We start from the raw sequence: 22,766 nt of genomic DNA on the forward strand, positions 1-22,766 counted from the left end.
CGGCCATGCTCGGCGCGGGAGCGCTGGGCCTGCGCGGGGCCGCGCGGCTGGGGTCGGGCGGGATCGGCGCGGCCGCGGGCACCTCGGACCTGCGCGTCGGCTCCTTCAGCGGTAGAGGGTTTGGCACCTACACCCCTCCCGCCACCCAGGCGCCCCAGGGCGGCGCCGGTTCCGCCCACCCCGCGATGATGGGCGGCATGGGAGCCGGCGCGGGCGGCACCCATGAAGATAAGAAGAGGCACAGGCGCAAGTACGAACCCTACCGCTACCTGGACGAGGACGAGGGGGCAGTGCCCGCGGGCTACGTCAACCCCATGTCGCAGACCTACGGATCGGACAAGGACATTGCGCCCGCCCCGCGCAAGGACGACGGATGGGATCCGCGCCAATGGTGACTTCTCCCCGCACCCGCGTCGCGCTCTCGGCGGCCTGCACCGCAGTGCTCGCGCTCGCGACGCCGACCATCGAGGCCTCCCCCGCGCGAGCCGCCGACACCATCACGGCCGCCGACCAACCCTACTTCGCCTACTACCACCTCGACCAGGCACGAGCCAAGGGCTACACCGGCAAGGGAGTGACAGTCGCAATCATTGACGGACCGGTCGATACGTCTGTCGCCGAGCTTAGCGGCGCGTCAATCAGTGATAAGAGCCCCTGCCCCGTGAACCCGAGTGACGACAGCCGTCGACACGGCACGGAGGTTGCTTCACTGTTGGTTGCCCGTGAGTACGGTGTCGCACCCGATGTCACGCTCAACAGCTATCAGACCATGAGCAGCGGCTCGACAGCCGATTCCTCGTGCAAAGATTCGGCAGTAATTTATAAGCACGCGTCGCTCATCAATCACGCGATCAACGACGGTGCCCAGATCATCAGCATTTCGATTAGCTCAAATGACCGTAACGCCTCACTCAAGTGGGCGATGGCCAGGGCGATGAGCTCCGGGACAATCATCGTTGCAGGTATAGGAAACAGTGCCTCCGATAACGACTCGGGGAGCCTTGCGACGTGGTCTGGCGTGGTCGGCGTTTCTGCGGTTGATATCAACGGCGCGCGAGCCGACTACTCTTCCTGGGGTCGGGGGGTGACGACAGCCGCCGTCGGAGGCCCGATTAAGGCCTACGACTATGGGACCTCACAAATTATCGAGACCAATGGGACATCGATCTCGACCCCTATCGTGGCGGGTTTCTTGGCGTTGGCCCGTCAGAAGTGGCCCGACGCGACCGCGAACCAGCTCCTCCAACTCCTGGTCCACACCACGGTCAACACCGACGGCGGATGGAACCAGTACACCGGATACGGGCTGGCCAGCCCCGCAACCATGATCAACACCGACCCCAGCCAATACCCCGACGAGAACCCACTCGCCGACAAAGGCGGCGGAACCAGCCCCACACCCGACGAGGTACGCCAATACGCCGACGGCATCGTAGACCCCTCCGAAATCGTCTACGACAACTCCTACACCTACCGAGGCCTCGACGAAACAACCCTGGCCTCCACCAACAACCCCTACCCCACACACATCGGCACAAGCCCCCGATACCACACCAAATAACCCACCCTCACCCCACACTCCCATGGTGACTTCTCCCCGCACCCGCGTCGCCCTGTCGGCGGCCTGCGTGACCGCCCTTGCCCTCGCGACACCCATCGTTGAGGCCTCCCCGGCGAGCGCCGCCGACACCATCACGGCCGCCGACCAGCCCTACTTCGCCTACTACCACCTCGACCAGGCACGAGCCAAGGGCTACACCGGCAAGGGCGTCACGATCGCCCTCATTGACGGACCTGTGGACGTCAGCGCTCCGGAGCTATCGGGGGCAACCATCACAGACAAGAGTCCATGCTCAGTATCAGCCAGTGCCGATAGTAACAGTCACGGGACAGCACTCGCATCCCTCTTGGTCGCTCAATCCTACGGAGTAGCCCCCGACGCCACGCTCCTGTCCTATGTCAACACCGACAACACGAGCCAGGCAGGAAGCAACTGCAAGTCAACCGGAGGACCGCTGCTAACGTCTAATGCGTCGCTCATCAACCATGCCATCAATGACGGCGCGACAATCATCACGAACGCGACGAGCACAACAGATCACAGTGATGCCCTCAAATGGGCGGTTGCCCGCGCGATGAGCCAGGGGATCATCATCACCGACGCCATCGGAAACGAGGGACGCGATGAAACCCAAAACGGACTGTCACGCTGGTCTGGTGTGGTCGGAGTATCCGCTGTCGATATAAACGGGACTCGCGCGACCTACTCGTCCTGGGGCCAGGGTGTGACGACCGCTGCGGTTGGCGGCCCCGTCACCTATCGCGATTACTCATCCGGAAGCAATGTCCAGACGTACGGTTCTTCCGGCTCAGCTCCCATCGTCGCGGGTTTCCTCGCGTTGGCGCGCCAGAAATGGCCGGACGCGACCGCGAACCAGCTCCTCCAGCTCCTGGTCCACACCACGGTCAACACCGACGGCGGATGGAACCAGTACACCGGATACGGCCTGGCCAGCCCCGCCTCCATGATCAACACCGACCCCAGCCAATACCCCGACGAGAACCCACTCGCCGACAAAGGCGGCGGCACCAGCCCCACCCCAGACGAAATACGCCAATACGCCGACGGCATCGTAGACCCCTCCGAAATCATCTACGACAACTCCTACACCTACCGAGGCCTGGACGAAACCACCCTCACCTCCACCAACAACCCCTACCCCACACACATCGGCACAAGCCCCCGATACCACACCAAATAACCACCGCACGGCAGCTCCGGGCAGGATCCACAGTCCGGAGCAGCAACTCGGCGGGCGCATGCCAAACACGAAGGCCGGGGCCCTCGCTCGGGCACCCCGGCCTTCGCCGCCGTCGACCAGTCCCTACGGCAGCGGCTTCACCGCCCGGTGCAGGCACGCGATGCCGCCCGTCAGGTTGCGGTACTCCACCTCGCGCCAGCCGTTGGCGGCGATCATGCGCGCCACCTCTTCCTGCGAGGGCCACTGGCGGATCGACTCCACCAGGTAGTCGTAGGCGCCGCCGTTCGTGGAGGCCACGCGCGCCAGCGCGGGCATCACCGTCGACTGGTAGGCCCCGTACAGGCCGCGGAACGCGCGCGACGTGGGGGTGGAGAACTCCAGCACGACCAGGCGGCCCCGGGGGCGCACCACGCGCATCATCTCGCGCAGGGCCAAGTCCGGGTCGGGAATGTTCCTCAGGCCCCACGAGATCGTCACGGCGTCGAAGGATGCCTCTTCGAAGTCGAGGCTCATCGCGTTGCCGCGCACGAACTCGATGTCGGGGTGGCGCTCGCGCCCCACCTCGATCATGCCCTCGGACAGGTCGCAGGCAACAACCTCGGCGCCGCCCTTGGCCAGCGCGGCCGAGGAGGTGCCGGTGCCGGCCGCCAGGTCCAGGATGCGCTCGCCTGGGTGGGGGGCGACCGCCTTGCGCAGGGCGGTCATCCACACGTTGTTCAAACCGCCCGTCATCAGCGCATCCATCATGTCGTAGCGCGAGGCAACGGAGTCAAACATCGAGGCAATCTCATCGGGAACCTTGTGCAGGTCTGCGCGCGGGGCTTCGTTCATGCGTTAATCCTCGCACGTCTTTCAGCGCGCCGCCGCCCCTGCTCCTACCATGGGACCCATGCACGATAACTCCGGATGCTCGCGCCTCGTCTTTCGGGCGACGGCCCTGCCCGCAACGCACCCGGGGTCTACTTGCTCACTGACTCAGCTGCTGCCCGCTTCGGGCGGCGCCGCGTGGCTGGGTGCGCGCCGACAGATGGTAGGCCTCGGCCGCGCGCTCACCCTGGAGTCCGCGAGCGCCGACGCGATCGCGCAGGTGCGAGCCGCGTGGGAGACCGTCGCCGCCCCTGCCCCGGGCGAGGGGCCCGCCCCCGTGCTCTTCGCGTCCTTCGCGTTCCGCTCCCCCGCCCGCTCGGTGGCCTTCGTGCCCTCCCTGACCGTCATCGGCGAGGCCGGGGCGCGCTGGGCGATCACGGCGGGCATCGGCCACGCCCCCGATCCGCTGGAGGCCGTGGACGCCGCGATGAGCGAGGCGACGCGGAGCCCGCGCGTGCCCGACTCGCTGTCTTGTGGCCACGGTTCCATGTCGCGGGGCCAGTGGCGAGACTCGGTCCGTCAGATGGCGGCGCGCCTGCGCCAGGGGGCGGCCGACAAGGCGGTCATGGCTCGCGACATGACGGTGCGCTGCTCGCGCGGCTTTGACGAGCGCTACCTGCTGGAGCGCCTCAGCCACCTCTACCCGTTGACGTGGCGGTTTTGCGTGGCTTCCCTGGTGGGGGCCTCCCCCGAGATGCTCGTCTCCGCCCGGCGCGGGGCCGTGTCGTCGCGCGTGTTGGCTGGGACCTGCGCGCCCGGGGACGGTGAGCGCCTGGCGGGAAGCGACAAGGACCTGCGCGAGCACGCTCTGGCCTCCGATTCTGTCTCCACGATCCTGGCGCGCCTGTGCTCCGAGGTGAGCACGCGGGGGCCGTTCCTTCTGGAGCTGCCCAACGTCGTTCACCTGGCGACGGACGTGTCCGCGCGCCTGGCTGACGCGCACCTCCTGGACCTGGTGGCCGCGCTGCACCCGACGGCCGCCGTGTGCGGTACTCCCCGCGATCTCGCGATGCGCCTCATCGAGGAGCTGGAGGACACCGAGCGGGGGCGCTACTCGGGTCCGGTGGGCTGGGTGGATGCGTCCGGGGACGGAGAGTTCGCGATTGCCCTGCGCTGCGGATTGGCGTCGGGCACGCGGCTGAGGCTCTACGCGGGAGCGGGCATCATGCCGGACTCCGATCCCGATGCGGAGCTGGCCGAAACCGAGGCGAAGATGCGTCCCCTGCTGGACGCGCTCGGGGTCTGAGGATCCCCTCGCCACACGTCCGTGCGCCTGCCGCCGCGTGTTCCCCGCGCGGGGAGCACGCGGCGGCAGCATCTTCCGGGGTATCCGGTGCCCTCCCGCTCAGGAGCCTTGGATCGTGACGGAGACGTCGAAGGTGGCTCCGTCTCGCGCGACCGTCATGGTGACGGTGTCGCCGGCCTTGTAGCGGCGCACGTAGCCGATGAGCTGCTTCGGGCTGGTCACTTCCTGCCCCTCGACCTTCGTGATGACGTCGCCGGAGCGCAGGCCTGCGGTGGCGGCGCCCGAGCCGGGGGTGACGTCCTGGACCTGTGCGCCGACGAAGGTGTCGTTGCCGATGGTGGTGGTCGCGGCGCGCACGGTGACGCCGAGCATGCCGTGGGAGGCCTGTCCCGAGGCGATCAGCTGGTCTGCCACGGAGACGACCAGGTCCGAGGGGATCGCGAAGCCGAGACCGATCGAGCCGGCCTGCCCGTCCGAGGAGGAGGACAGCGACTTGATTGAGGAGTTGATGCCGACCACGGCACCCGACGCGTCGAAGAGGGGGCCGCCGGAGTTTCCGGGGTTGATGGAGGCGTCGATCTGGATGGCGTTGGTGACGACGAGGTCGGAGGAGGCCTGGGTCGGGTCCTGCTGGGTCGAGGAGTCTTCCATCGACACCTCGACGGGTCGGTTGAGGGCGGAGATGATGCCGGTGGTCACCGTGTTCGACAGGCCCAGGGGCGCGCCGATCGCCATGACGGGGGCACCGACCTTCAGGGCTGAAGAGCTGGCAAATCGCGCGACCGTGAGGTCCGAGGGCGGGTTGTCCAGCCGGATGACCGCCAGGTCCGTGGTCCTGTCGTGGCCGACGATGTGGGCGCTGTACAGGCGCCCGTCGGCGAGGGTGACTTGGATCTTTCCACCGCCGACGACGGAGGCGATCACGTGGTAGTTGGTGACAATGTCTCCCTGGGCGTCGTAGACGACGCCGGATCCGGTGCCTCCCGAGGAGGAGGCTCCCTGCGTCTGGATGGTGACGACCGCCGGCAAGACGGCGGAGGCCACGGCGCTCCAGTCCGTCCCATCGCTGGACGAGGCGGGAACGGCGCTGACGGTGCCGCCGTTCATGTTGGTGGGGGTGGAGGCGCGCAGCAGCGCGGGACGCAGGTAGAGGACGGCCCCCAGGGTCATCGCGACCGTCAGGATCATTGCGGCGACGAGGGCGACCCAGCCCGGGCCTTTCTTCGTGACGACGACGGTCGGGGTGGCGCTCGCGTCCGGGGCGGCGTAGTTCCCGTAGGGGGTCCCGGTGGGCGGAAGGTACGAATCCGCCTGAGCCGCGGCTGCGCCGGGAGCGTCGGTGGGAGGGAACGGGGCCGCGGGGGCGGGCATCTCTCGCGTGGCGTCGCCAGCGCTACCGTACATCTCCCGCGTGGCGTCGTCGTCACCTGGGATCCGGGGGGTTGGTTGCTCGGCCTGGCCGGGATGCGGCCAGTGCTCGCTGGCTGCGTCCGCGTGCGCGGAGGGGAGCGCCCCGCGCTCGTAGCTGGGTGTTTCGGCGCGACGCGGCGAGTCGGCGTCGTGGAGTGGTTGTTGAGGCTCTGTCATGGTTCCCTCGTCTTATCACTTCGGCTGTCGGAACTCAGTATGGTCGTCTTCCTCAAAGAGGCACTGGAAACGCCCTGGGAGTATCCTGGAAGGCTCGAACCCGCGCCTTTAGCACAGAATGTCGCGGATCGCGCCGTACAGGTGTGCGGCGCGCTCAACAGGCGCGTGGATCAACCGGGGCCCGGGCGCGGGGGTAGCCAGGATGGAGCTCAGTTCCTCGGGGGTGTCGGCCCTCGCGAAAGAGACGCCGTAGGCGCTCGCAAGCGCCGCATAGTCGACGGATTGGGCCAGACCGAACCACCGGTCGTACGCGCCACGGCTCGCGGCGGCGCCGTGCTCAAGGGTGGCGAAGATACCTCCACCGTTGTCGTCGGCGAGGACGATGTCAAGGTCCGAATGGGTCGCCGTGGCGAGCGCCAGCGAGGAGGCATCGTGGCACAGGGTCAGATCGCCCATGACGGCGGTGACGCGCCCGCCCCCGCCGACGGAGCGGGAGGAGGACCCGAGCGCGACGCCGACCGACGTGGCGACGGTCCCGTCGATTCCGGCCTGTCCTCGGTTGGAGTGAACGGCTCGACCTTCCAGGGAGGGCACCGCGAGGTCGAAGGCGCGCACGGGGTTGGAGGCGCCCAAGACGAGGGGGCCGTCGCTCGCCCGGGCGACCGCTCGGGCGAGGTCGATCATCGTGCGCCCCGAACCCGCCGCCAGGAGGTCGCCTATTCGTCGCCCGGCGAGTTCGGAGGCCTCGCGCACTCGCGCCGCCCACGCGGCCGCAGCGCCGCAGGGACGGGTCGGGGGCGCGAGGTCGGCGACGACCGTGGAGGCGTTTCCCGAGATGTCTGTCCACGGCGCGTGCTGGTCGACGACGACGACGCGAACGTCGGGGCGGGCCAGGAGGGCGTGGATGGGCCGCGAGAGCGTCGGACGTCCCGTCACGACGACGGTGTCCACGTCCCGGGCGAGGGGCCCCGCGACGATGGACTGCTCGTAGGGGGTCACTCCCCCTCCCGCCCACGCGCCCGATGCCGGCTCGGACAGCAGGGGGAACCCGGATGCCTGGGACCACAGCTGCGCGCGGCTGCTGGCCCCCTCACCGGCGACGATGAGGCCGACGCTGGCCTCCCCGACCACTTCTTCCCAGCGCAGGGGGGTAGGCGCGCTCGCCGACACTCGGGTCGCTCGAATCGGCTGTTTCTCCTCCCCTCGCGCGCCCGCGTCGGCGGGCGTGAGCGGGTCGCGGAACTCGACGTTGATCTGCACGGGGCCGGGGGCGCCGGTGGGGGCGCCGACGGCGGCGGCCACGGCTCGGCTGACCTGCCCGGCGAGCGCCACCGAGGGTTCCTGCGCTTCCAGGCTGATGCATGCCCGCGCGTGAGTGGCGAAGAGGCGCGACTGGTCGGTTGCCTGGGAAGCGCCGACGCCGCGCAGTTCGCCGGGGCGGTCCGCGGTGATGGCGAGGAGGGGCAGCCGGGCGTGGGAGGCCTCGAGAACGGCGGGCGCGAGTTCGGCGACGGCGGTTCCCGAGGTGACGATGACGGCGGGAAGCGCCCCGGCGCGGGCCATGCCGACCGCCAGGAAGCCGGCGCCGCGCTCGTCCAGGACGGGGCGCGCCTGCCCGCCGAACGCCCCGGACTCGAGGGCGTAGGCGAAGGGCGCGCTGCGTGACCCGGGACAGTACAGGACGTGCGTGACGCCCAGGGCGCTCAGGGCACGCAGGATTGCGCTGGCGGTATCGACGGAGGGCATGGGCCCAGCCTACCGGGAGGCCACCCCCAGGTGCTCGGCCATGCCTTCGAGGCGCATCCCCCAGCGCGCGATCAGGTCCCCGTCGACGGGGGTGCGGTCGATCAGCTCCCGGTCGGGTTCGCGCCGTTCCACGGGCAGGCGGCCCCGTTCGGGCACGAGGGGCTCGGTCACGTCCCCCACCAGCAGCGAGGCGGTGGCCAGTCCGGCGGCGCGGGACGGCCCGGGGACGGCGGCGGCCGCGGCAACACCGACGGAGAGTCCGACGGAGGTCTCTAGCGCGGAGGAGACGACGACGCCCAGTCCGCTCTTGCGTGCGACCCGCAGGGCGGCTCGCACGCCGCCCAGGGGCGCAACCTTGATGATGACGACGTCCGCCGCCTGTTTGCGCGCGACCTCCATCGGGTCGTGGGCGCGGCGGATCGACTCGTCGGCGGCGATGGGCACGTCGACGCGACGACGCACCGCGGCCAGTTCGTCGACCGTCAGGCAGGGCTGTTCGACGTACTCGATGGGAACGGACCCGGCGGCCTTGGCCATCGCGGGGATCGCTGCGCACGCCTCGTCCACCTCCCACGCTCCGTTCGCATCCACGCGGATCTTCGCCTGGGATCCGACGGTGGCGCGCAGGGCGTCGGCGACCGCGCAGATCCTCCCGCAGTCGCGTCCGACGCTCACGCCCGGCTCGGCTACCTTGATCTTCGCGGTCGCGCATCCGCCCGAGGCGATGACCCGCTCGTGGGCGTCCTCGGGCGAGACCACGGGGATCGTCACGTTGACGGGGACGAACTTCCTGCGGGCGACCGGCGGGAATCGGCGCGCCGACTCGAGCGCGGCCGCCAGCCAGCGCGAGGATTCCACGTCGTCGTAGTTCCAGAAGGGAGCCGCTTCCCCCCACCCGGCCTGGCCGCGCAGGAGGAGGCCTTCGCGGCGCGTGACCCCGCGGAAACGAGTCGTCATCGCGATCTTGTAGACGAGCACGTCGGTGACGCCCTCGAGGGCGTATCGCGTCTGGCGACTCAGCGTGCGCATGGGAATGCGTAGGAGCGTCGGTTCTGGCGCCACGTTCATGTCTCCCCCTTACTTACCGGTAATATTGTGACCCACGCGTGCCCGGGTCTCAACTCCTTCGCTCCGGAGCTTGTAGGGTATTCGACGTTGCGCGGTCTGGGCACAAACCCTCCGCGCATTACCGAACGACTGGCAAGCTACAGCGATTCCGGCTGACGCTCGCGCGTCCGGCAACCCCGTCTTGCGGCACGCGCCGCCCTCGTTACTCCCGGGCCGCTCGTCGGACGCTCGCGGGCGTTCACCCCCGCCCCCCTCCTCGTCGGCTAGAATCCCCCACATGAGCGCCCTACCCTTCGTCTCCGACACCTTCGACCCAACCCGCTGGCGCGAGGTCGAGGGCTTCGACTTCACCGACATCACCTACCACCGGGGAATTTCCCGGGGCCCCGCCCTCGACGGCCGCGAGTCCGGCGCCGACATGCCGGTCGTGCGCATCGCCTTCGACCGCCCCGACATCCGCAACGCCTTCCGGCCGGGCACGGTTGACGAGCTCTTTCGCGCCCTCGATCACGCGCGCCAGACGTCCTCGGTGGCCGCCGTGATCCTCACGGGCAATGGGCCGTCCGCGCGCGACGGCGGCTACTCCTTCTGCTCGGGAGGCGACCAGCGCGTTCGCGGGCGCGACGGATACCGTTACGAGGTCGAGGACGCCGACCCCGAGGCTCCCCTGCCGAAGCGACGCGAGCAGATCGACCCGGCGCGCGCCGGACGGCTACACATTCTCGAGGTCCAGCGCCTCATCCGCACCATGCCCAAGGTTGTCATCGCCGCGGTTCCCGGGTGGGCTGCGGGGGGCGGACACTCCCTCAACGTGGTCGCCGACCTGTCGGTGGCCTCGGCCGAGCACGCCGCATTCATGCAGACTGATGCGAACGTCGGCTCCTTCGACGCGGGCTACGGCTCGGCTCTCCTGGCCCGCCAGGCCGGAGACAAGCGGGCACGCGAGATCTTTTTCCTAGCCGAACGCTACGACGCCGAGGCCGCCGAGAGGTGGGGCGTGATCAACAGGGCGGTCCCCCACGCCCAGCTGGAGGAGACGGCGCTCCAGTGGGCGGCGACGATCGCGACCAAGTCCCCCCAAGCGATTCGCATGCTGAAGTTCGCGTTCAACCTGGCGGACGACGGGTTGGCCGGGCAGCAGGTTTTCGCGGGCGAGGCCACCCGCATGGCGTACATGACGGCGGAGGCTCAGGAGGGGCGCGACGCCTTCTTGGAGCACCGCGCCCCCCGCTGGGAGGACTACCCCTACTACTACTGAGGCCCCTGCCCTCGCGAGGCGAGGTACACCCTCGCCTCCCATTCTCCGAGGGTTTCCGGGACTGTCCTCTCTTCCTCGGGCAGGTCGCGGTTGGCCAGGAGGAGGTCCCCGCTGACCTCACGCGCGGCCTCGCCGAGGGGCGCAGGGTAGGAAGAGAGGTTGACGAGGACCGTTGCCACGGCCTCGCCGAGGGTGCGCCTGTAGGCGAAGATCGCGGGCGAGGAGGCGCGGATGCGCTCGTAGGCGCCGACCGCAATGACGGGCAGGCCGTGGCGGATGTCCGCAAGCGCACGATAGTAGGCGTACACGGAGGACGGGTCGCCGACCTGTGAGGCGGCGTTGATCTCCTCGTAGTTCGGGGTGACGCCGATCCACGGCGTCACCTGCGTGAACCCCGCGTTCGGGCTCGCATCCCACTGGACGGGAGTGCGCGCGTTGTCGCGCCCGGTCAGTGCCAGGCCGGACAGGACGGACTCGGGACTCGTCCCCTTCTCTGTCGCCTCGCGGAAGTAGCGTAGTGCCTCGACGTCACGGTAATCCTCGATGCCGTGGAAGACGCCGTTGGTCATGCCCAGCTCCTCGCCCTGGTAGACGTAGGGGGTGCCGCGCAGCATGTGCAGGGCTGTGGCCAGGGCGGTCGCCGACGCGTAGCGGTGCGCTTCGTCGCCGAAGCGGCTGACGGCTCGCGGTTGGTCGTGGTTGTCCAGGTAGAGGCTGTTCCAGCCGACCTCGCCCTGGGCTTCCTGCCAGGCGCTCAGGCAGTCGGCGAGCTCGCCGGGACGCAGCGGGCGCGGGTCGAACTTCCCGCGCTCAAGGCCGAGGTCGACGTGGTCGAATTGGAACACCATGTCGAGCTCGCGGCGAGCGGGGTCCGTGAAGAGAAGGACGTTGTCGCGTCGCACGCCGGGGCACTCGCCGACCGTCATGGTGGCGCTGCGCCCGTCGAATACCTCGCGTCGCATCTCGGCGAGGTATTCGTGCAGGTGCGGGCCCTCGGAGAAGTGCGGGAAGCCCTCGCCCCACGCGCGCCCGGGATAGACGATGCCGTCGGGCAGGCCCGGTTCCTTCGAGATCAGGTTGATGACGTCCATGCGGAAGCCGTCAACGCCGCGATCGAGCCACCACTTCATCATGTCGTAGATGGCTTGCCGCACGTGCGGGTTGTCCCAGTTCAGGTCGGGCTGCTTGCGATGGAACAGGTGCAGGTAGTACTGGCCCGTGGCCTCGTCCCAGGCCCAGGCGGAGCCGGAGAAGAAGGACCCCCAGTTATTGGGCTCCGCCCCGGCCTCGCCGCCCACGCAGCCGGGTCGGGGATCTCGCCAGATGTACCAGTCGCGCTTCGGGTTGTCCCGCGAGGAGCGCGACTGGGCGAACCAGGGATTCTCGTCGGAGGTGTGGTTGACGACCATGTCCATGACGAGGCGCATGCCCCGCTCGTGCACGCCCTCCAGCAGGCGATCGAAGTCCTCCAGCGTGCCGAACATCGGATCGATGTCGTAGTAGTCGGCGATGTCGTAGCCGTTGTCTGCCTGCGGGGAAGCGTAGATCGGCGAGAGCCACAGGACGTCCACGCCCAGGCCCTTCAGGTAGTCGAGCTTGGAGCGCACGCCCTCAAGGTCGCCGAAGCCGTCTCCGTTGGAGTCTTTGAAGGAGCGCGGGTAGATCTGATAGACCACGGCGCCCTTCCACCACTCGTCGGGACCCAGGCCGTTGCCTGCCGGGTCGAGCGCATCGTTACGGAAGAACATGAAGCACCTGCCATACGTTAAGGTCGAGTGAGCGCGGCCCGCCGCGCCTGTTCACGCGGTGAGGTTCAGTAGTGAACGACCACCGTATCGCCCATGTCCGTCCAGTCGTAGATGAACTTCGCAGCGTCGACAGGCATGTTCACGCACCCGTGGGAGCCGCCGTATCCGCTCCACCCGAAGGACGAACGCCAGGGGGCGCCGTGCATGGCGTAGGAGCCGGTGAAGTAGGTGACCCACGGGACGCCTTCGGTCACGTACTTGCTACCGTCGGCATTCTCCCCGCGCATCGTCTGCACGTCGTACTTGAGGTAGACGTGGAAGGTGCCGGTGACGGTGGGCGTGTCGGGTGCGCCGGGAACCATGTAGAACGGGCCTCCGGCCACCTTGCCACCCACGTAGGCGGTCACGGAATCGTCGGAGAGGTCGATGTCCACCCACTTCTCGCCTTCGGCGGCCTGGTAGACGAGGTTCTCGGTGCCTTCGGCGACCTGCTTGGTTTCGGAACCCGGTTCGACATCGTCGTAGTGGAACAGGCCCTCATAGGCGGTGCGCGACGTCATGGCCGCGACAACGTCCTTCGTGATCTGCTCGGCATTGTTGGTCTTCAGACCCTTCTTGCCTTCGCGGGCAACCGTGAGGACCTGACCCTCGGAGTTGACGTTGTCCACGCGATTCTCGGGCTTGACGTCGGTCTTGGCCGCCAGGGCGTTCACCCAGTCGGCGACCTTGACAGGATCGATGGAGGGATCGTCGAGAGAGCCGTCGTCCTTGGTCAGGAACTCCACCCACTTGACCTTGTCGGAGCGCTCGGCGCTGAAGGTGTCGATGCCGTCGGAAATCTCGATCGTGGTATCGAGCAGGGCATTGGCCTTGGCGGCGGCCGCCTGGGCGTTCTCGGTGGTGATCGCGGGCTCTGTCTTCTGGACGGAGGCGTCCCGGCTCACCGATGCCAGCGTGGCACCGGCCTGCTTGACGGCGGCGCTCACCTCGTCGGCGGAGATCCCGTCTCCGCTCTGGGAGGGTGTGACGGTGAAGGACTCGCCGTCGTCGGCGACGACAACCTGGGCGTCTCGAGTCTCGGAGGACAGGGTCGAGCTGGCGGTCGCGGCGAGCTTCCTGATGGCGTCCTCGTCGACGGTCATCACGGGTTCGACGCCGCGCCCGGAGAAGAGCGAGCGAACGAACGCGGGGAGCGACGTGGCCCCCTTCATGGCGGCGTCGGCGGTCGCGTCCGCGTCGATGGAGATGCCCGCCTCGTTGAGCGACGCCGTGGTTTCCGTGCCCTCGACGGTGATCGTCACGGTCGCGGCATCCGCCCGCTGGCTGGTCGAGGCGACAACCTGGTCGCGGGTCATCCCGGCCACGGAGGTACCCGCGATCGAGGTCCCCGGCAGGACGCGACCCGAGTAGTTGGCCAGGTACACGACGACCGCGCACACGAGAAGAAGAGCGACGGCGCACGCGAGGCCGATCGCCCACTTGGCTTTGAGGGATATGTTCTTGAGCATCGCAGCCTATCGTATAGCCTAAAGCCCCCTCGCGGGGCAATTCGATTGAAATTTCAGCTGCGTGATGTGCCACAGGAAAGGCGCATCATTCCGGGGCTTGACGCCGGAAACGTGACCATTTCCGCGAAGCGCCTTCCGACCTGCGAGAACGCCACCCCTTATCCTTGATATGTACGCGCTCGCCGTCGAACTTGGGAGGCTCATCATGGCTGCACCGCGAATCCTTGTCGTGCCGGGCGGCACGTCCACCGGGGCCGTCGCACTGGCCAACGCGTCCCTCCACAAGCTCGTCGAGCTGCACGAGGAGCGCGCTGCTGACCCGAATCATCCGGCTCCCCACACGGTCGTTGTCCTGCGCGAACCCGACTCCGTCGCCCCCGCCACGTTGCGCGGTTCGTCGGCGAGCCCTCACGACGCCTTTCCCTCGGAGAAGTACCCCGGCCTCGCCGACACGATCACCCAGGATCCGGCATTCTTCGAGGGGATCGACCTGGTGATCCCCACCTCGGGATCCAGCGCGGGCGCCCCGCGCCTGGTCGGCCTGTCCACCGAGGCCCTCATCGCCTCGGCGAAGGCCACCGAGCTGGCGTTGGACGGGCCGGGCCGCTGGATCCTTGCGCTGCCGACCCACCACATTGCGGGCGCGATGGTCCTCCTGAGGGCCGCAGTGGCCGAGACCAGTCCGCAGGTTGTCGACACGTCGAACGGTTTCGACCCCCTCGCGCTCCTGCCCGCCGTTCGAGGCGCCACGCAGGACGACATGCCCGGCTACCTGTCGCTGGTTCCCACCCAGCTCTCCCAGTGCCTGGACGCGGGCGACGAGGTGGTCGCGGCGTTGCGAGCCCTCTCTGCGATCCTGGTGGGCGGGGCCGCCACCAACCAGCAGCTCCTCACCCGCGCTCTCGACGCTGGCTTGAGGGTGCGCACCACCTACGGCATGACCGAGACGGCGGGAGGCTGCGTGTACGACGACCTCCCGCTCCCGGGTACGTCGGTGCGCGCGGTGGATTGGGATGGCCGCACGCGCCTGGCGATCAACGGCCCGACGCTCATGACCCGCTACCTGGACGCGGAGAGCCCCTTCTTCGACGAGGGCGGCCACAGGTGGCTGCTCACCGGAGACATGGGCATTATCCGAGCCTCGGGCACGGTGGAGGTGCGCGGGCGCGCCGACGACGTCATCGTCTCCGGGGGATTGTCGGTGGCGCCGGGTCCGGTGCGTCGCGCTGTACGCTCCTACGACGGGATCTCGGATGCGTGGATCATGGCGACCCCGGACGCCAAGTGGGGACACGTGGTGACGGCCCTGGTGATCCCGCAGCAGATGCCCTCGGACGCCGTGGAGATGGCGGAGCTGGGGTCCTCGGTCCGCGAGCACGCCGCCGCTCGTATCGGTCGCGCCCAGGCTCCGCGCCGGGTGGTCGCCATCGATTCCCTTCCCTACCTGGGCTACGACAAGATCGATCGCGCGGCAGCCGCGGACGCTGCGACGCGCGCGGTCGGCACGGAGAGGGAGTGGGTGCGCTAGGCACCACCGTCACACCGCCCCACCCCGCCTACACTGGTCGTCATGGCTTCCGTTTCTGATTGGATCGAGGGCGCTCGCCTGCGCACCCTGCCCGCCGCCGCCGCGCCCGTGATCGTAGGGTCAGCGGCCGCCTATCACCTGGGCGGCTTCGACCCTCTGCGCGCCTGTTTGGCCCTCGTCGTGGCCCTCGCGCTACAGGTGGGGGTCAACTACGCGAACGACTATTCGGATGGGATTCGCGGGACCGACGATAACCGTCAGGGTCCCGCCAGGCTGACGGGGGGCGGCCTGGCGAGGCCGAAGGCCGTTCTCGGCGCGGCGCTGGGATGCTTCGCGCTCGCGGGAGTCACGGGCCTTGCCCTGGTGGCCGTGTCGGGCACGTGGTGGCTCATCGCGGCGGGCGCTGGTGCGGTTGCTGCGGCGTGGCTCTACACGGGCGGGAAGCACCCGTACGCCTACATGGGGATCGGCTTGTCCGAGCTCATGGTCTTCGTCTTTTTCGGGTTGATGGCGTGCGTGGGCACCTCCTGGACGCAGGTTCGCCAGGCCCCGTGGTGGCTGTGGGCGAGCGCGTCGGCGCTGGGCCTGCTGTCGGTGGCGCTGCTGATGGCCAACAACATCCGCGACATTCCCACGGACCGTCTGTCGGGGAAGATGACGGCGGCCGTGCGGCTGGGGGATCGCGCCTCGCGCTGGGTGTTTGCGGCGTGCGCGTGGGCCCCGGTAGCGGTGATCGCCGCCGTGGGTACGTCCGTGGGACTGCAACCGCTGGCGACCTGCGCGCTGGCCGTGGGCGCGGGCGCGTGGGCTGCGGGCGTGAGCCTGCCGGTGCTGACGGGGGCGTCGGGAAAGGCCCTGATCGGCGTGCTGCGCAACACCGGGTTCTATACGCTCGCGTGGGGAGTTCTTGCCGCCCTGGCGCTGGTCCTGTCCTGAGGGGGCGGCGCGGCGGCGCCCGGAAGGCTGCGGTCCTTCGGGCGAGGCCCGGGGCGCGGAGAACTTCCCCCGGTTCACGCGCCTCAGTGCCCCCTGCGGTACAGGTACTCGTGCGCCCAGTCGCCCGCGATCCCGATGGCAGCGGCGAGCAGGCACACGAGCGCGATCGCCCGGAAGTGTCCGGAGGCCAGCCACGGGGTGACGACACCGATCCCGATGGCGGCGCTGCCCTGCATGGCGAGGTCGTTCATGGCCACGGCCCGCCCGTTCTGCCCGGGAGCGACGGTGGCGAACACGGTGTCGTAGATGGGAGTGAAGAGGCCCCCGAAGCCCGAGTAGATGAGGCACATGGCCACCGTGATAACCCACGGACCAGCCCTCATGCACAGCGCGAGCACGACAGTGCCCGCCAGGATCAGTCCGACGCACGCCCGCACCGTGCGTCCGCGGCCGAGGCGGGCCAAGGCAGCACCGGAAGTCATGGCAGCGATCAGCGCCAGGCAGTAGGCCGGAATGAGCCGCACCGAGACCTCGGCGGGCTTCAGGCCGTACAGGGTCGAGCCGATCCCGTTCATGAGCGGAGCGAGCGTGAAGTTCATGCAGTACACGACGAGGATCAGGCTGATCGAGCGCACCCACGGCACGTTGGTGAAGAAGGAACGCGTGATGAACGGGTCCCGCGCGCGGCCGATGTGCCACCAGAACGCGGCTGCCGCGAGCGCGAGGCCGCCGACGAGCCACCAACGCGGGTTGGCGGCCGCAAGGGTGAGCAGGAGCGCGCAGGAGGAGAAGATCGCCAGCCCAGTGACGTCGACGCGGCCCGCTCGCGAGCGCGCGGGAACGCGCCTGCCCATGACGGGCACGCAGGCCAGGCCGGCGAGGGGGATGAGGAGGAGGATCGCCCAGTTGACGTCGGCGAGCAGGCCGCCCACGAGCATGCCGAGGGCTGTTCCTCCCTGGAAGGCCGCACACATGAGTCCCACGTAGAGGCCTCGTCGCTTCGGGTCTCGAATCGAGGTCGCGAGGATCATGTAGGCCGAGGCCGCCGCCTGGTACCCCAGGGTCTGCAGGGCACGCGCAACGACGACGCCGATGAGGGACGAGGAGAGGGCGAACCCCAGGACCGATCCGACGACGATCAGCCCGATGCCCGCGTTGACGATACGGCGCAGGGGGATGAAGTCTCCGAGGGTGCCGTACAGGAAGCAGGCCACACCCAGGACGACGCCGGGGATCGCGGTGATGAGTCCCGAGGCGTCTCCGGCTCCGACGTCGTGAGCGACACGCAGGTAGACCAGGTTGAAGCCCTGCAGCGAGACGGTTCCCAGCGCGTAGATTCCCAGGAGCGGCAGGAGGACACGCGTCGGCCCGTTTGCGAGGTCGCCGTCGGTGGCGATGGCGGTCACGTTGATCGAGGGAGCCGGGGCCGCCGTTGCCCCGCGGATCACCTGGGAGGGGACGGTGGTCACGCGGCAGGTCGGGCCAGCGGCACGCGATGAGACGAGGAAGCGGAGGGTGCGCACGACGCATAGTCCACCACAGAGTAAGCATTCAGTGATATTGCAGGATACTCGCGGTCGACTTAAGTGGCGCTAAAACGCGCGGCCCCCCGCCCCGCGGGCGACACTGCTTGCGAGGCGGGGGCGCGTGGCACAATGGAATATCTTCTCGCGAAGGAGCACCCATGGCACGCGTCATCGTCGTCGGTTCCATCAATCAGGACATCACGGTCACGGTCGATCGCTTCCCCGATCCGGGCGAAACCCTCTCGGGCACCTCCCTGTCGTACGGCCTCGGCGGCAAGGGCGCAAACCAGGCCGCGGCCGCCGCCCGCTCGGGAGTCCCCGTCGTCTTCGTCGGCGCCGTCGGCTCGGATCTCTCCGGGCAACGCCTGCGCTCAGACCTGGCCTCTCACGGCGTGGACGTCACGCATCTGCGCGAGGTCGGCGGGCCCACCGGCACGGCCCTCATCACCGTGACCGCATCCGGCGAGAACACGATCATCCTCGATGCCGGAGCCAACCGCGCCGCGTCCATCGAGGCGGCCACGGCCTCGTTGACCCCGGCCCCATCCGACGTCGTGGTTCTCCAGGCGGAAATCCCCGAGGACGCCAACGCCGCGGCGGCCCGGTGGGCCCGCTCCTTCGGCGCCCAGGTCCTGCTGAACCTCGCCCCCGCGCGCCCGACGGACCCCGACCTGCTGTCGAGTGTCGACTTCCTCGTCGTCAACGAGACCGAGGCGGGCCTGACCCTGGGGATGCCCGCGCCGGCGACCCCCACCGAGGCCATCGGGACCGCCCGAGCGCTGCGAGGCTTGGGACCCCAACACGTCGTGGTGACCCTCGGAGCCGACGGCGCCGCGTGGGCGTACGGAAGCGAGGCGGGCCACCATCGCGCTGTCGCCCTCGGCGAGGTCGTCGACACAACCGGGGCGGGAGACGCATGCGTGGGTGCCCTGGCCGCCGCAATCGCCCTCGGGATGCCATTCGACGAGGCCGTCACCGCGGGCATGCGCGCCGGCTCCACGGCCGTTCTGGCGCCCGGGGCGGCCTCCTCCTACGAGGCGCTGCCGAGGCTGGCGCGCAGCTGAGTCCGCGTCCCCTCCCCGCGCAGGCACGGCCCCGCGATCGGATCGCCCCTGCGCCGTGCCCCGATTGCTCCGGGAGCGAACCGTTCGGCGTGAGACAACACACCCACCGTAGACTGGGGGCATGGTCAGGATTGTCTTGCTCGTCGCGATGCTCGCCCTCACCGTCTACGCAGCCGCCGACTGGCACCGCACGCCCGAGGAGGAGATGCCCGGCAAGCTCCCCAAGCCAGTCTGGCTCCTGATCATCCTATTCACGGCGACCCTTGCCGCCGTGGGCCCCATCGTGTGGCTCGGCCTGCGGTGGGTGGCCCGCGCGGAGAAGGCGCAAAGCGCCCGCGCTTCGACCCACGAGCGACCGACCGCACCCGACGACGATCCCGACTTCCTCTTCCGTCTGGAGCGCGACATTCAACGCAAGCGGCGCGAAGATGAGCGGCGCAGGCGCGACGAGGACCCCGGGGAGGGCTCGTCCGCGCAGGACCCCGAAGCGGGAGCCTAGCGGCGCAGGTTCGCCGCCGAGTCGCCCGGCGTCATGTCGCGCGCGAGCGCCACGAGGTCTGCGGCAGGTTCTGCGTAGGAGGTACCCACCAGCGTGGCACCGGCGAAAACGAAGGACGTGATCGAGGCCAGCGCGCAGTGCCGCGACTTCGGGGAGTGGGCGAGCGGTTGGCCATCGATGAAACGCGTCAGCGTCACGATCGGGTTCTGGTGCGATACCACGAGCGCCTCCCGCCCGCGGGCCTGCCGCAGAGCGTGGGAGAGCGCGGCGCTCATGCGCGAGGCGATGTCCTTGTATGGTTCACCCCACGACGGGCGCAACGGGTTGCAGTAGTACTTGAAGTACTTCGGATGGGCCAGCATCGCGCGATTCGAGTTCACCGGCAGGCCCTCAAAGACGTTATCCGACTCGATGAGGCGCGCATCCGACTCGATACTCAGCCCGTACGCCGCGGCCGTCGGCGCCGCCGTCAGCTGCGCGCGGAGCAACGGTGAGGAGATGACGCGCGCAATGTCCGCACCGGAGTCCACGAGGTATTCCGCACCGCGCTGGGCCATCTGGTGTCCCAGCTCCGTCAACCCGAAGCCCGGAAGCCTGCCGTACAAGACACCGTTCGGGTTGTCCACCTCGCCGTGGCGCATAACGTGAATGATGGTGCGGTCCATGAAACACAAGTATAGGGTCCCCGACACACGAGAGGCCCGGCCAACAGGCCGGGCCTCCGCTCGCTCACTTCTTGTTGCGACGCTGGTGACGCGTCTTGCGCAGGAGCTTGCGGTGCTTCTTCTTCGCCATGCGCTTGCGGCGCTTCTTGATGACGGAGCCCATGGGGTTCCTCCCTCGTAGTGTGGGCGGCAGAGGTACTACCGCTGATGGATGATGGGTGCCCGAGACGGGCACATCGTGCCTATACTACCCGCCAATGACGCGGGCCTCGCCACCGGAGTGATCGGCCATACCGGCCTGGATCATCTGGGCGACCGCAGCCTCCGGAACACGGAAGCTCTTTCCGACGCGAATCGCGGGCATGTCACCGCTGTGAATCAACCGGTACACAGTCATCTTAGAGACGCGCATGATGTCCGCCACTTCGGTGACAGTCATGAAGCGCGGCGCCGACTGCTGTTCCATCAATGACTCCCAGTTATGCTCGCGAGGCGCGCCAAACCCGTTCGTTCACCGCTTACGTAGCCTCACGAAATATACTACTGCCCAACCACATGGAAACTGCAACTTTATCCACGTTTGTTGCAGAGTCGTTAAGGAGCAATGATGGTACCGGCACGCAACGGGCGGAAACGGCGAGCAGGCAGCCCCCGCCTGCCTGCCGAACCCGGCGCCGCACGCTTCCTGATCCACGGGCGCGCACCGGCCACAACGCCCGTCATTTCAGCGGAAACTCTCAGCCCGCAGCCCTCCCCCATCGTCCGCCCAGTCCAGGGCGGCCCCAAGGGGCCACACCCGCAGGTTCCCTCCTCGCCAGCCCAACGCGTGCGCGCGTGGCTTGCCAAGCAAGCCCGCTACTACCCGGCACGCCTCGCGATCAGCACTTTTGCCCTCATTATCGGCGTCATCACGGCGCTGCTCATGCTGCCTTTCGCCTCCGCCTCGGACACCTCCGCTCCCTTCGTCGATGTCCTATTCACCGCGGTGTCCGCCGTGTGCGTCACGGGGCTCACAACCGTCGATACTGCTACCTACTGGTCACCATTTGGGCAGGCGGTCATTGCCCTGGGTATCGTCGTCGGCGGCCTGGGCGTGATGACGCTGGCCTCGATCCTCGGCTTCGCCGTGTCTCGCCACCTCGGCCTGACCCAGCGCATGCTCGCCACCCAGGAAACCAAGACGGGCGCCATGGGACAAATCTCCACGCTTCTCAAGGCAGTCATCGCGACCTCCCTGTCCATGCAGTTTCTCCTGGCGGCCGCGTTCCTCCCCCGCTTCCTCTCCATGGGGCTCGACCCCGGTCGGGCGGCCTGGGATGCGCTTTTCATGGCTATCTCGGTCTTTAACAACGCGGGCTTCGTGATCCTTCCCGGCGGGCTGTCCCCCCACGTCACGGACTGGTGGATGCTGGTCCCCATCATCCTGGGGACCACGGTGGGGGCCATCGGGTTCCCCGTGATCATGGACGTGTCCACACACCTTCGGACGCCCCGCCGCTGGCGGCTTCACACGAAGCTCACCCTGTCCACGTACCTGATCCTCGCCTTCGTCGGAGCTCTTGCTCTGGCTCTCACCGAGTGGCACAATCCCACCACTCTCGGCGCGATCGACACGCCCTCCAAGATCCTCAACGCGCTGCTTGCCGGCGTCAATTCGCGCTCATCGGGCCTGTCTGCCCTTGACGTGGGCGCCATGCGCTCACAGACACACTTCGTCCAGGACATCCTCATGATGATCGGCGGGGGCTCGGCGTCAACGGCCGGCGGCGTCAAGGTCACAACCTTCGCGGTCCTCGTCCTCGCGGTCATCGCGGAGGCTCGAGGCGATCAGGACATCGAAACTTTCGGGCGACGCATCCCCACCTCCACCATTCGCCTTGCGGTCGCGGTGTCGCTCCTCGGGCTCGCCCTCGTCGCCGTCTCCGTCGTGTTGCTCCTGTCAATGACGGACTACACGCTCGACATCATCCTGTTTGAAACAATCTCCGCGTTTGCAACGGTCGGCCTATCCACCGGCATCACGCCGATTCTTCCCGTTGGTGCGAAGTACGTTCTCATCGCCCTCATGTTCGCCGGGCGCACGGGTTCGATGACAGTGGCGGCCGCCCTGGCACTCCGGGAGCGTTCCCGGGTGATCCGCATGCCCGAGGAGCAGCCCATCATCGGCTGACCCGCGGGCGTGCACGCATGCGCCGCGAGTACCGGGATGGCCCATCACCACCAACCGTTTCCCCTCACGACGCCCCCGCGCGCACCTTTCCAACCACGGCCACGCAGGCAACTGGCGTCTGTCCCCTCAGTCGCACCGCCGCACAATCCCTCTCCCCGTCGGCGGCCCACCCCGACGTCCATTCCCATGGCACCGCCACGCGCATCGGGATGCCCATCACCACCAACCATTTCCCCTCACGACGCCCCCGCGCGCACCTTTCCAACCACGGCCACGCAGGCAACGGGCGTCTGTCCCCTCAGTCGCACCGCCGCACAATCCCTCTCCCCGTCGGCGGCCCACCCCGCAGTCCATTCCCATGGCACCGCCACGCGCACCGGGGCCACCACCGCTACCGTTGTGATGCGTTTCGCCGCACGCCGGGCACTCTGAGAACCTGCGACCGGGGCGTGTCCCGGTTTCCTCGTCGCATCTAGAGCAAAGTTCCCTCCACCCCTGGCCTTTGTCTGATCCGCGATGAAACCCAGACCACCCGCGCCACGCCCTGTCGGACACCGCATGAAACCCAGGCCACCCGCGCCACGCCCT

At 68.6% G+C, this 22,766-nt stretch carries 19 protein-coding genes and 1 pseudogene; 10 read left to right on the plus strand and 10 right to left on the minus strand.

Features of this window, described 5'->3' with window-relative positions; all coding sequences use genetic code 11:
- The 3 genes and pseudogenes from HMPREF9006_RS10840 to HMPREF9006_RS04970 all read left to right on the plus strand — a co-directional run.
- A pseudogene (locus HMPREF9006_RS10840) lies at window positions 1-395 on the plus strand (hypothetical protein); the annotation flags it as partial.
- Window positions 389-1,561, plus strand: a complete 1,173-nt coding sequence (locus HMPREF9006_RS04965) for a S8 family peptidase (protein ID WP_156794392.1) — start codon at window positions 389-391, stop codon at window positions 1,559-1,561. The pseudogene HMPREF9006_RS10840 and the gene HMPREF9006_RS04965, both read left to right, overlap by 7 nt.
- 22 nt (window positions 1,562-1,583) lie before the next feature.
- On the plus strand, window positions 1,584-2,762 hold the full coding sequence (locus HMPREF9006_RS04970) for a S8 family peptidase (protein ID WP_009212468.1): 1,179 nt from the start codon (window positions 1,584-1,586) through the stop codon (window positions 2,760-2,762).
- 123 nt (window positions 2,763-2,885) lie between these two features.
- Here HMPREF9006_RS04970 and HMPREF9006_RS04975 read toward each other — a convergent pair whose 3' ends face one another.
- The gene (locus HMPREF9006_RS04975; protein ID WP_009212469.1) at window positions 2,886-3,593 is read right to left on the minus strand and encodes a class I SAM-dependent methyltransferase; all 708 of its coding nucleotides are present in this window, start codon (window positions 3,591-3,593) and stop codon (window positions 2,886-2,888) included.
- Window positions 3,594-3,651: 58 nt separating this feature from the next.
- Here HMPREF9006_RS04975 and HMPREF9006_RS04980 point away from each other — a divergent pair, with 58 nt between their 5' ends.
- Window positions 3,652-4,875: an isochorismate synthase gene (locus tag HMPREF9006_RS04980; protein WP_009212470.1), complete on the plus strand. Its 1,224-nt coding sequence runs from the start codon at window positions 3,652-3,654 to the stop codon at window positions 4,873-4,875.
- Between the two features lie 99 nt (window positions 4,876-4,974).
- Here HMPREF9006_RS04980 and HMPREF9006_RS04985 read toward each other — a convergent pair whose 3' ends face one another.
- The 3 genes from HMPREF9006_RS04985 to HMPREF9006_RS04995 all read right to left on the minus strand — a co-directional run bounded on the left by HMPREF9006_RS04985 (window position 4,975) and on the right by HMPREF9006_RS04995 (window position 9,276).
- Window positions 4,975-6,462, minus strand: coding sequence for a S1C family serine protease (locus HMPREF9006_RS04985; protein ID WP_009212471.1), 1,488 nt, complete (start codon window positions 6,460-6,462; stop codon window positions 4,975-4,977).
- 108 nt (window positions 6,463-6,570) lie between these two features.
- On the minus strand, window positions 6,571-8,208 hold the full coding sequence (menD, locus tag HMPREF9006_RS04990) for a 2-succinyl-5-enolpyruvyl-6-hydroxy-3-cyclohexene-1-carboxylic-acid synthase (RefSeq protein WP_009212472.1): 1,638 nt from the start codon (window positions 8,206-8,208) through the stop codon (window positions 6,571-6,573).
- A gap of 9 nt (window positions 8,209-8,217) precedes the next feature.
- The gene (locus HMPREF9006_RS04995) at window positions 8,218-9,276 is read right to left on the minus strand and encodes an o-succinylbenzoate synthase (protein ID WP_009212473.1); all 1,059 of its coding nucleotides are present in this window, start codon (window positions 9,274-9,276) and stop codon (window positions 8,218-8,220) included.
- Between the two features lie 277 nt (window positions 9,277-9,553).
- Between HMPREF9006_RS04995 and HMPREF9006_RS05000 the strand changes: the two genes are divergently transcribed.
- Complete coding sequence (locus tag HMPREF9006_RS05000) at window positions 9,554-10,534, plus strand: 1,4-dihydroxy-2-naphthoyl-CoA synthase (RefSeq protein WP_009212474.1); 981 nt, start codon at window positions 9,554-9,556, stop codon at window positions 10,532-10,534.
- Here the strand turns inward: HMPREF9006_RS05000 and HMPREF9006_RS05005 are convergent.
- Together HMPREF9006_RS05005 and HMPREF9006_RS05010 are read right to left on the minus strand one after the other, a co-directional pair.
- Window positions 10,528-12,282, minus strand: a complete 1,755-nt coding sequence (locus HMPREF9006_RS05005; protein WP_009212475.1) for an alpha-glucosidase — start codon at window positions 12,280-12,282, stop codon at window positions 10,528-10,530. The two genes, HMPREF9006_RS05000 and HMPREF9006_RS05005, sit on opposite strands and share 7 nt — an antisense overlap.
- A gap of 65 nt (window positions 12,283-12,347) precedes the next feature.
- On the minus strand, window positions 12,348-13,790 hold the full coding sequence (locus tag HMPREF9006_RS05010) for a L,D-transpeptidase family protein (RefSeq protein ID WP_009212476.1): 1,443 nt from the start codon (window positions 13,788-13,790) through the stop codon (window positions 12,348-12,350).
- A gap of 205 nt (window positions 13,791-13,995) precedes the next feature.
- Between HMPREF9006_RS05010 and HMPREF9006_RS05015 the strand changes: the two genes are divergently transcribed.
- Together HMPREF9006_RS05015 and HMPREF9006_RS05020 are read left to right on the plus strand one after the other, a co-directional pair.
- Entirely contained in the window at window positions 13,996-15,318 is a 1,323-nt protein-coding gene (locus tag HMPREF9006_RS05015) for an AMP-binding protein (RefSeq protein WP_193389663.1), read from the plus strand.
- A gap of 42 nt (window positions 15,319-15,360) precedes the next feature.
- Window positions 15,361-16,254, plus strand: a complete 894-nt coding sequence (locus HMPREF9006_RS05020; protein ID WP_009212478.1) for a 1,4-dihydroxy-2-naphthoate polyprenyltransferase — start codon at window positions 15,361-15,363, stop codon at window positions 16,252-16,254.
- An 83-nt stretch (window positions 16,255-16,337) separates the two neighbouring features.
- Here HMPREF9006_RS05020 and HMPREF9006_RS05025 read toward each other — a convergent pair whose 3' ends face one another.
- A complete protein-coding gene (locus HMPREF9006_RS05025; RefSeq protein ID WP_009212479.1) occupies window positions 16,338-17,777 on the minus strand; it encodes an MFS transporter in 1,440 nt (479 codons plus the stop codon).
- 161 nt (window positions 17,778-17,938) lie between these two features.
- Here HMPREF9006_RS05025 and HMPREF9006_RS05030 point away from each other — a divergent pair, with 161 nt between their 5' ends.
- Window positions 17,939-18,844: a ribokinase gene (locus tag HMPREF9006_RS05030; protein WP_009212480.1), complete on the plus strand. Its 906-nt coding sequence runs from the start codon at window positions 17,939-17,941 to the stop codon at window positions 18,842-18,844.
- Window positions 18,845-18,965: 121 nt separating this feature from the next.
- Window positions 18,966-19,343: a phospholipase gene (locus tag HMPREF9006_RS05035; protein ID WP_009212481.1), complete on the plus strand. Its 378-nt coding sequence runs from the start codon at window positions 18,966-18,968 to the stop codon at window positions 19,341-19,343.
- Here the strand turns inward: HMPREF9006_RS05035 and HMPREF9006_RS05040 are convergent.
- From HMPREF9006_RS05040 to HMPREF9006_RS05045, 3 genes are all read right to left on the minus strand, one after another.
- The gene (locus HMPREF9006_RS05040) at window positions 19,340-20,008 is read right to left on the minus strand and encodes a histidine phosphatase family protein (RefSeq protein ID WP_009212482.1); all 669 of its coding nucleotides are present in this window, start codon (window positions 20,006-20,008) and stop codon (window positions 19,340-19,342) included. The genes HMPREF9006_RS05035 and HMPREF9006_RS05040 overlap by 4 nt on opposite strands.
- A 64-nt stretch (window positions 20,009-20,072) precedes the next feature.
- The gene (locus HMPREF9006_RS10305) at window positions 20,073-20,171 is read right to left on the minus strand and encodes a 30S ribosomal protein bS22 (RefSeq protein WP_003792170.1); all 99 of its coding nucleotides are present in this window, start codon (window positions 20,169-20,171) and stop codon (window positions 20,073-20,075) included.
- Between the two features lie 84 nt (window positions 20,172-20,255).
- Window positions 20,256-20,474, minus strand: a complete 219-nt coding sequence (locus HMPREF9006_RS05045; protein ID WP_009212483.1) for a helix-turn-helix domain-containing protein — start codon at window positions 20,472-20,474, stop codon at window positions 20,256-20,258.
- 141 nt (window positions 20,475-20,615) lie between these two features.
- Between HMPREF9006_RS05045 and HMPREF9006_RS05050 the strand changes: the two genes are divergently transcribed.
- Complete coding sequence (locus HMPREF9006_RS05050; protein ID WP_009212484.1) at window positions 20,616-22,178, plus strand: TrkH family potassium uptake protein; 1,563 nt, start codon at window positions 20,616-20,618, stop codon at window positions 22,176-22,178.
- The last annotated feature ends 588 nt before the right edge of the window (window positions 22,179-22,766 follow it).

This window comes from Actinomyces sp. oral taxon 180 str. F0310 (assembly GCF_000185285.1).
Taxonomy (GTDB): domain Bacteria; phylum Actinomycetota; class Actinomycetes; order Actinomycetales; family Actinomycetaceae; genus Pauljensenia.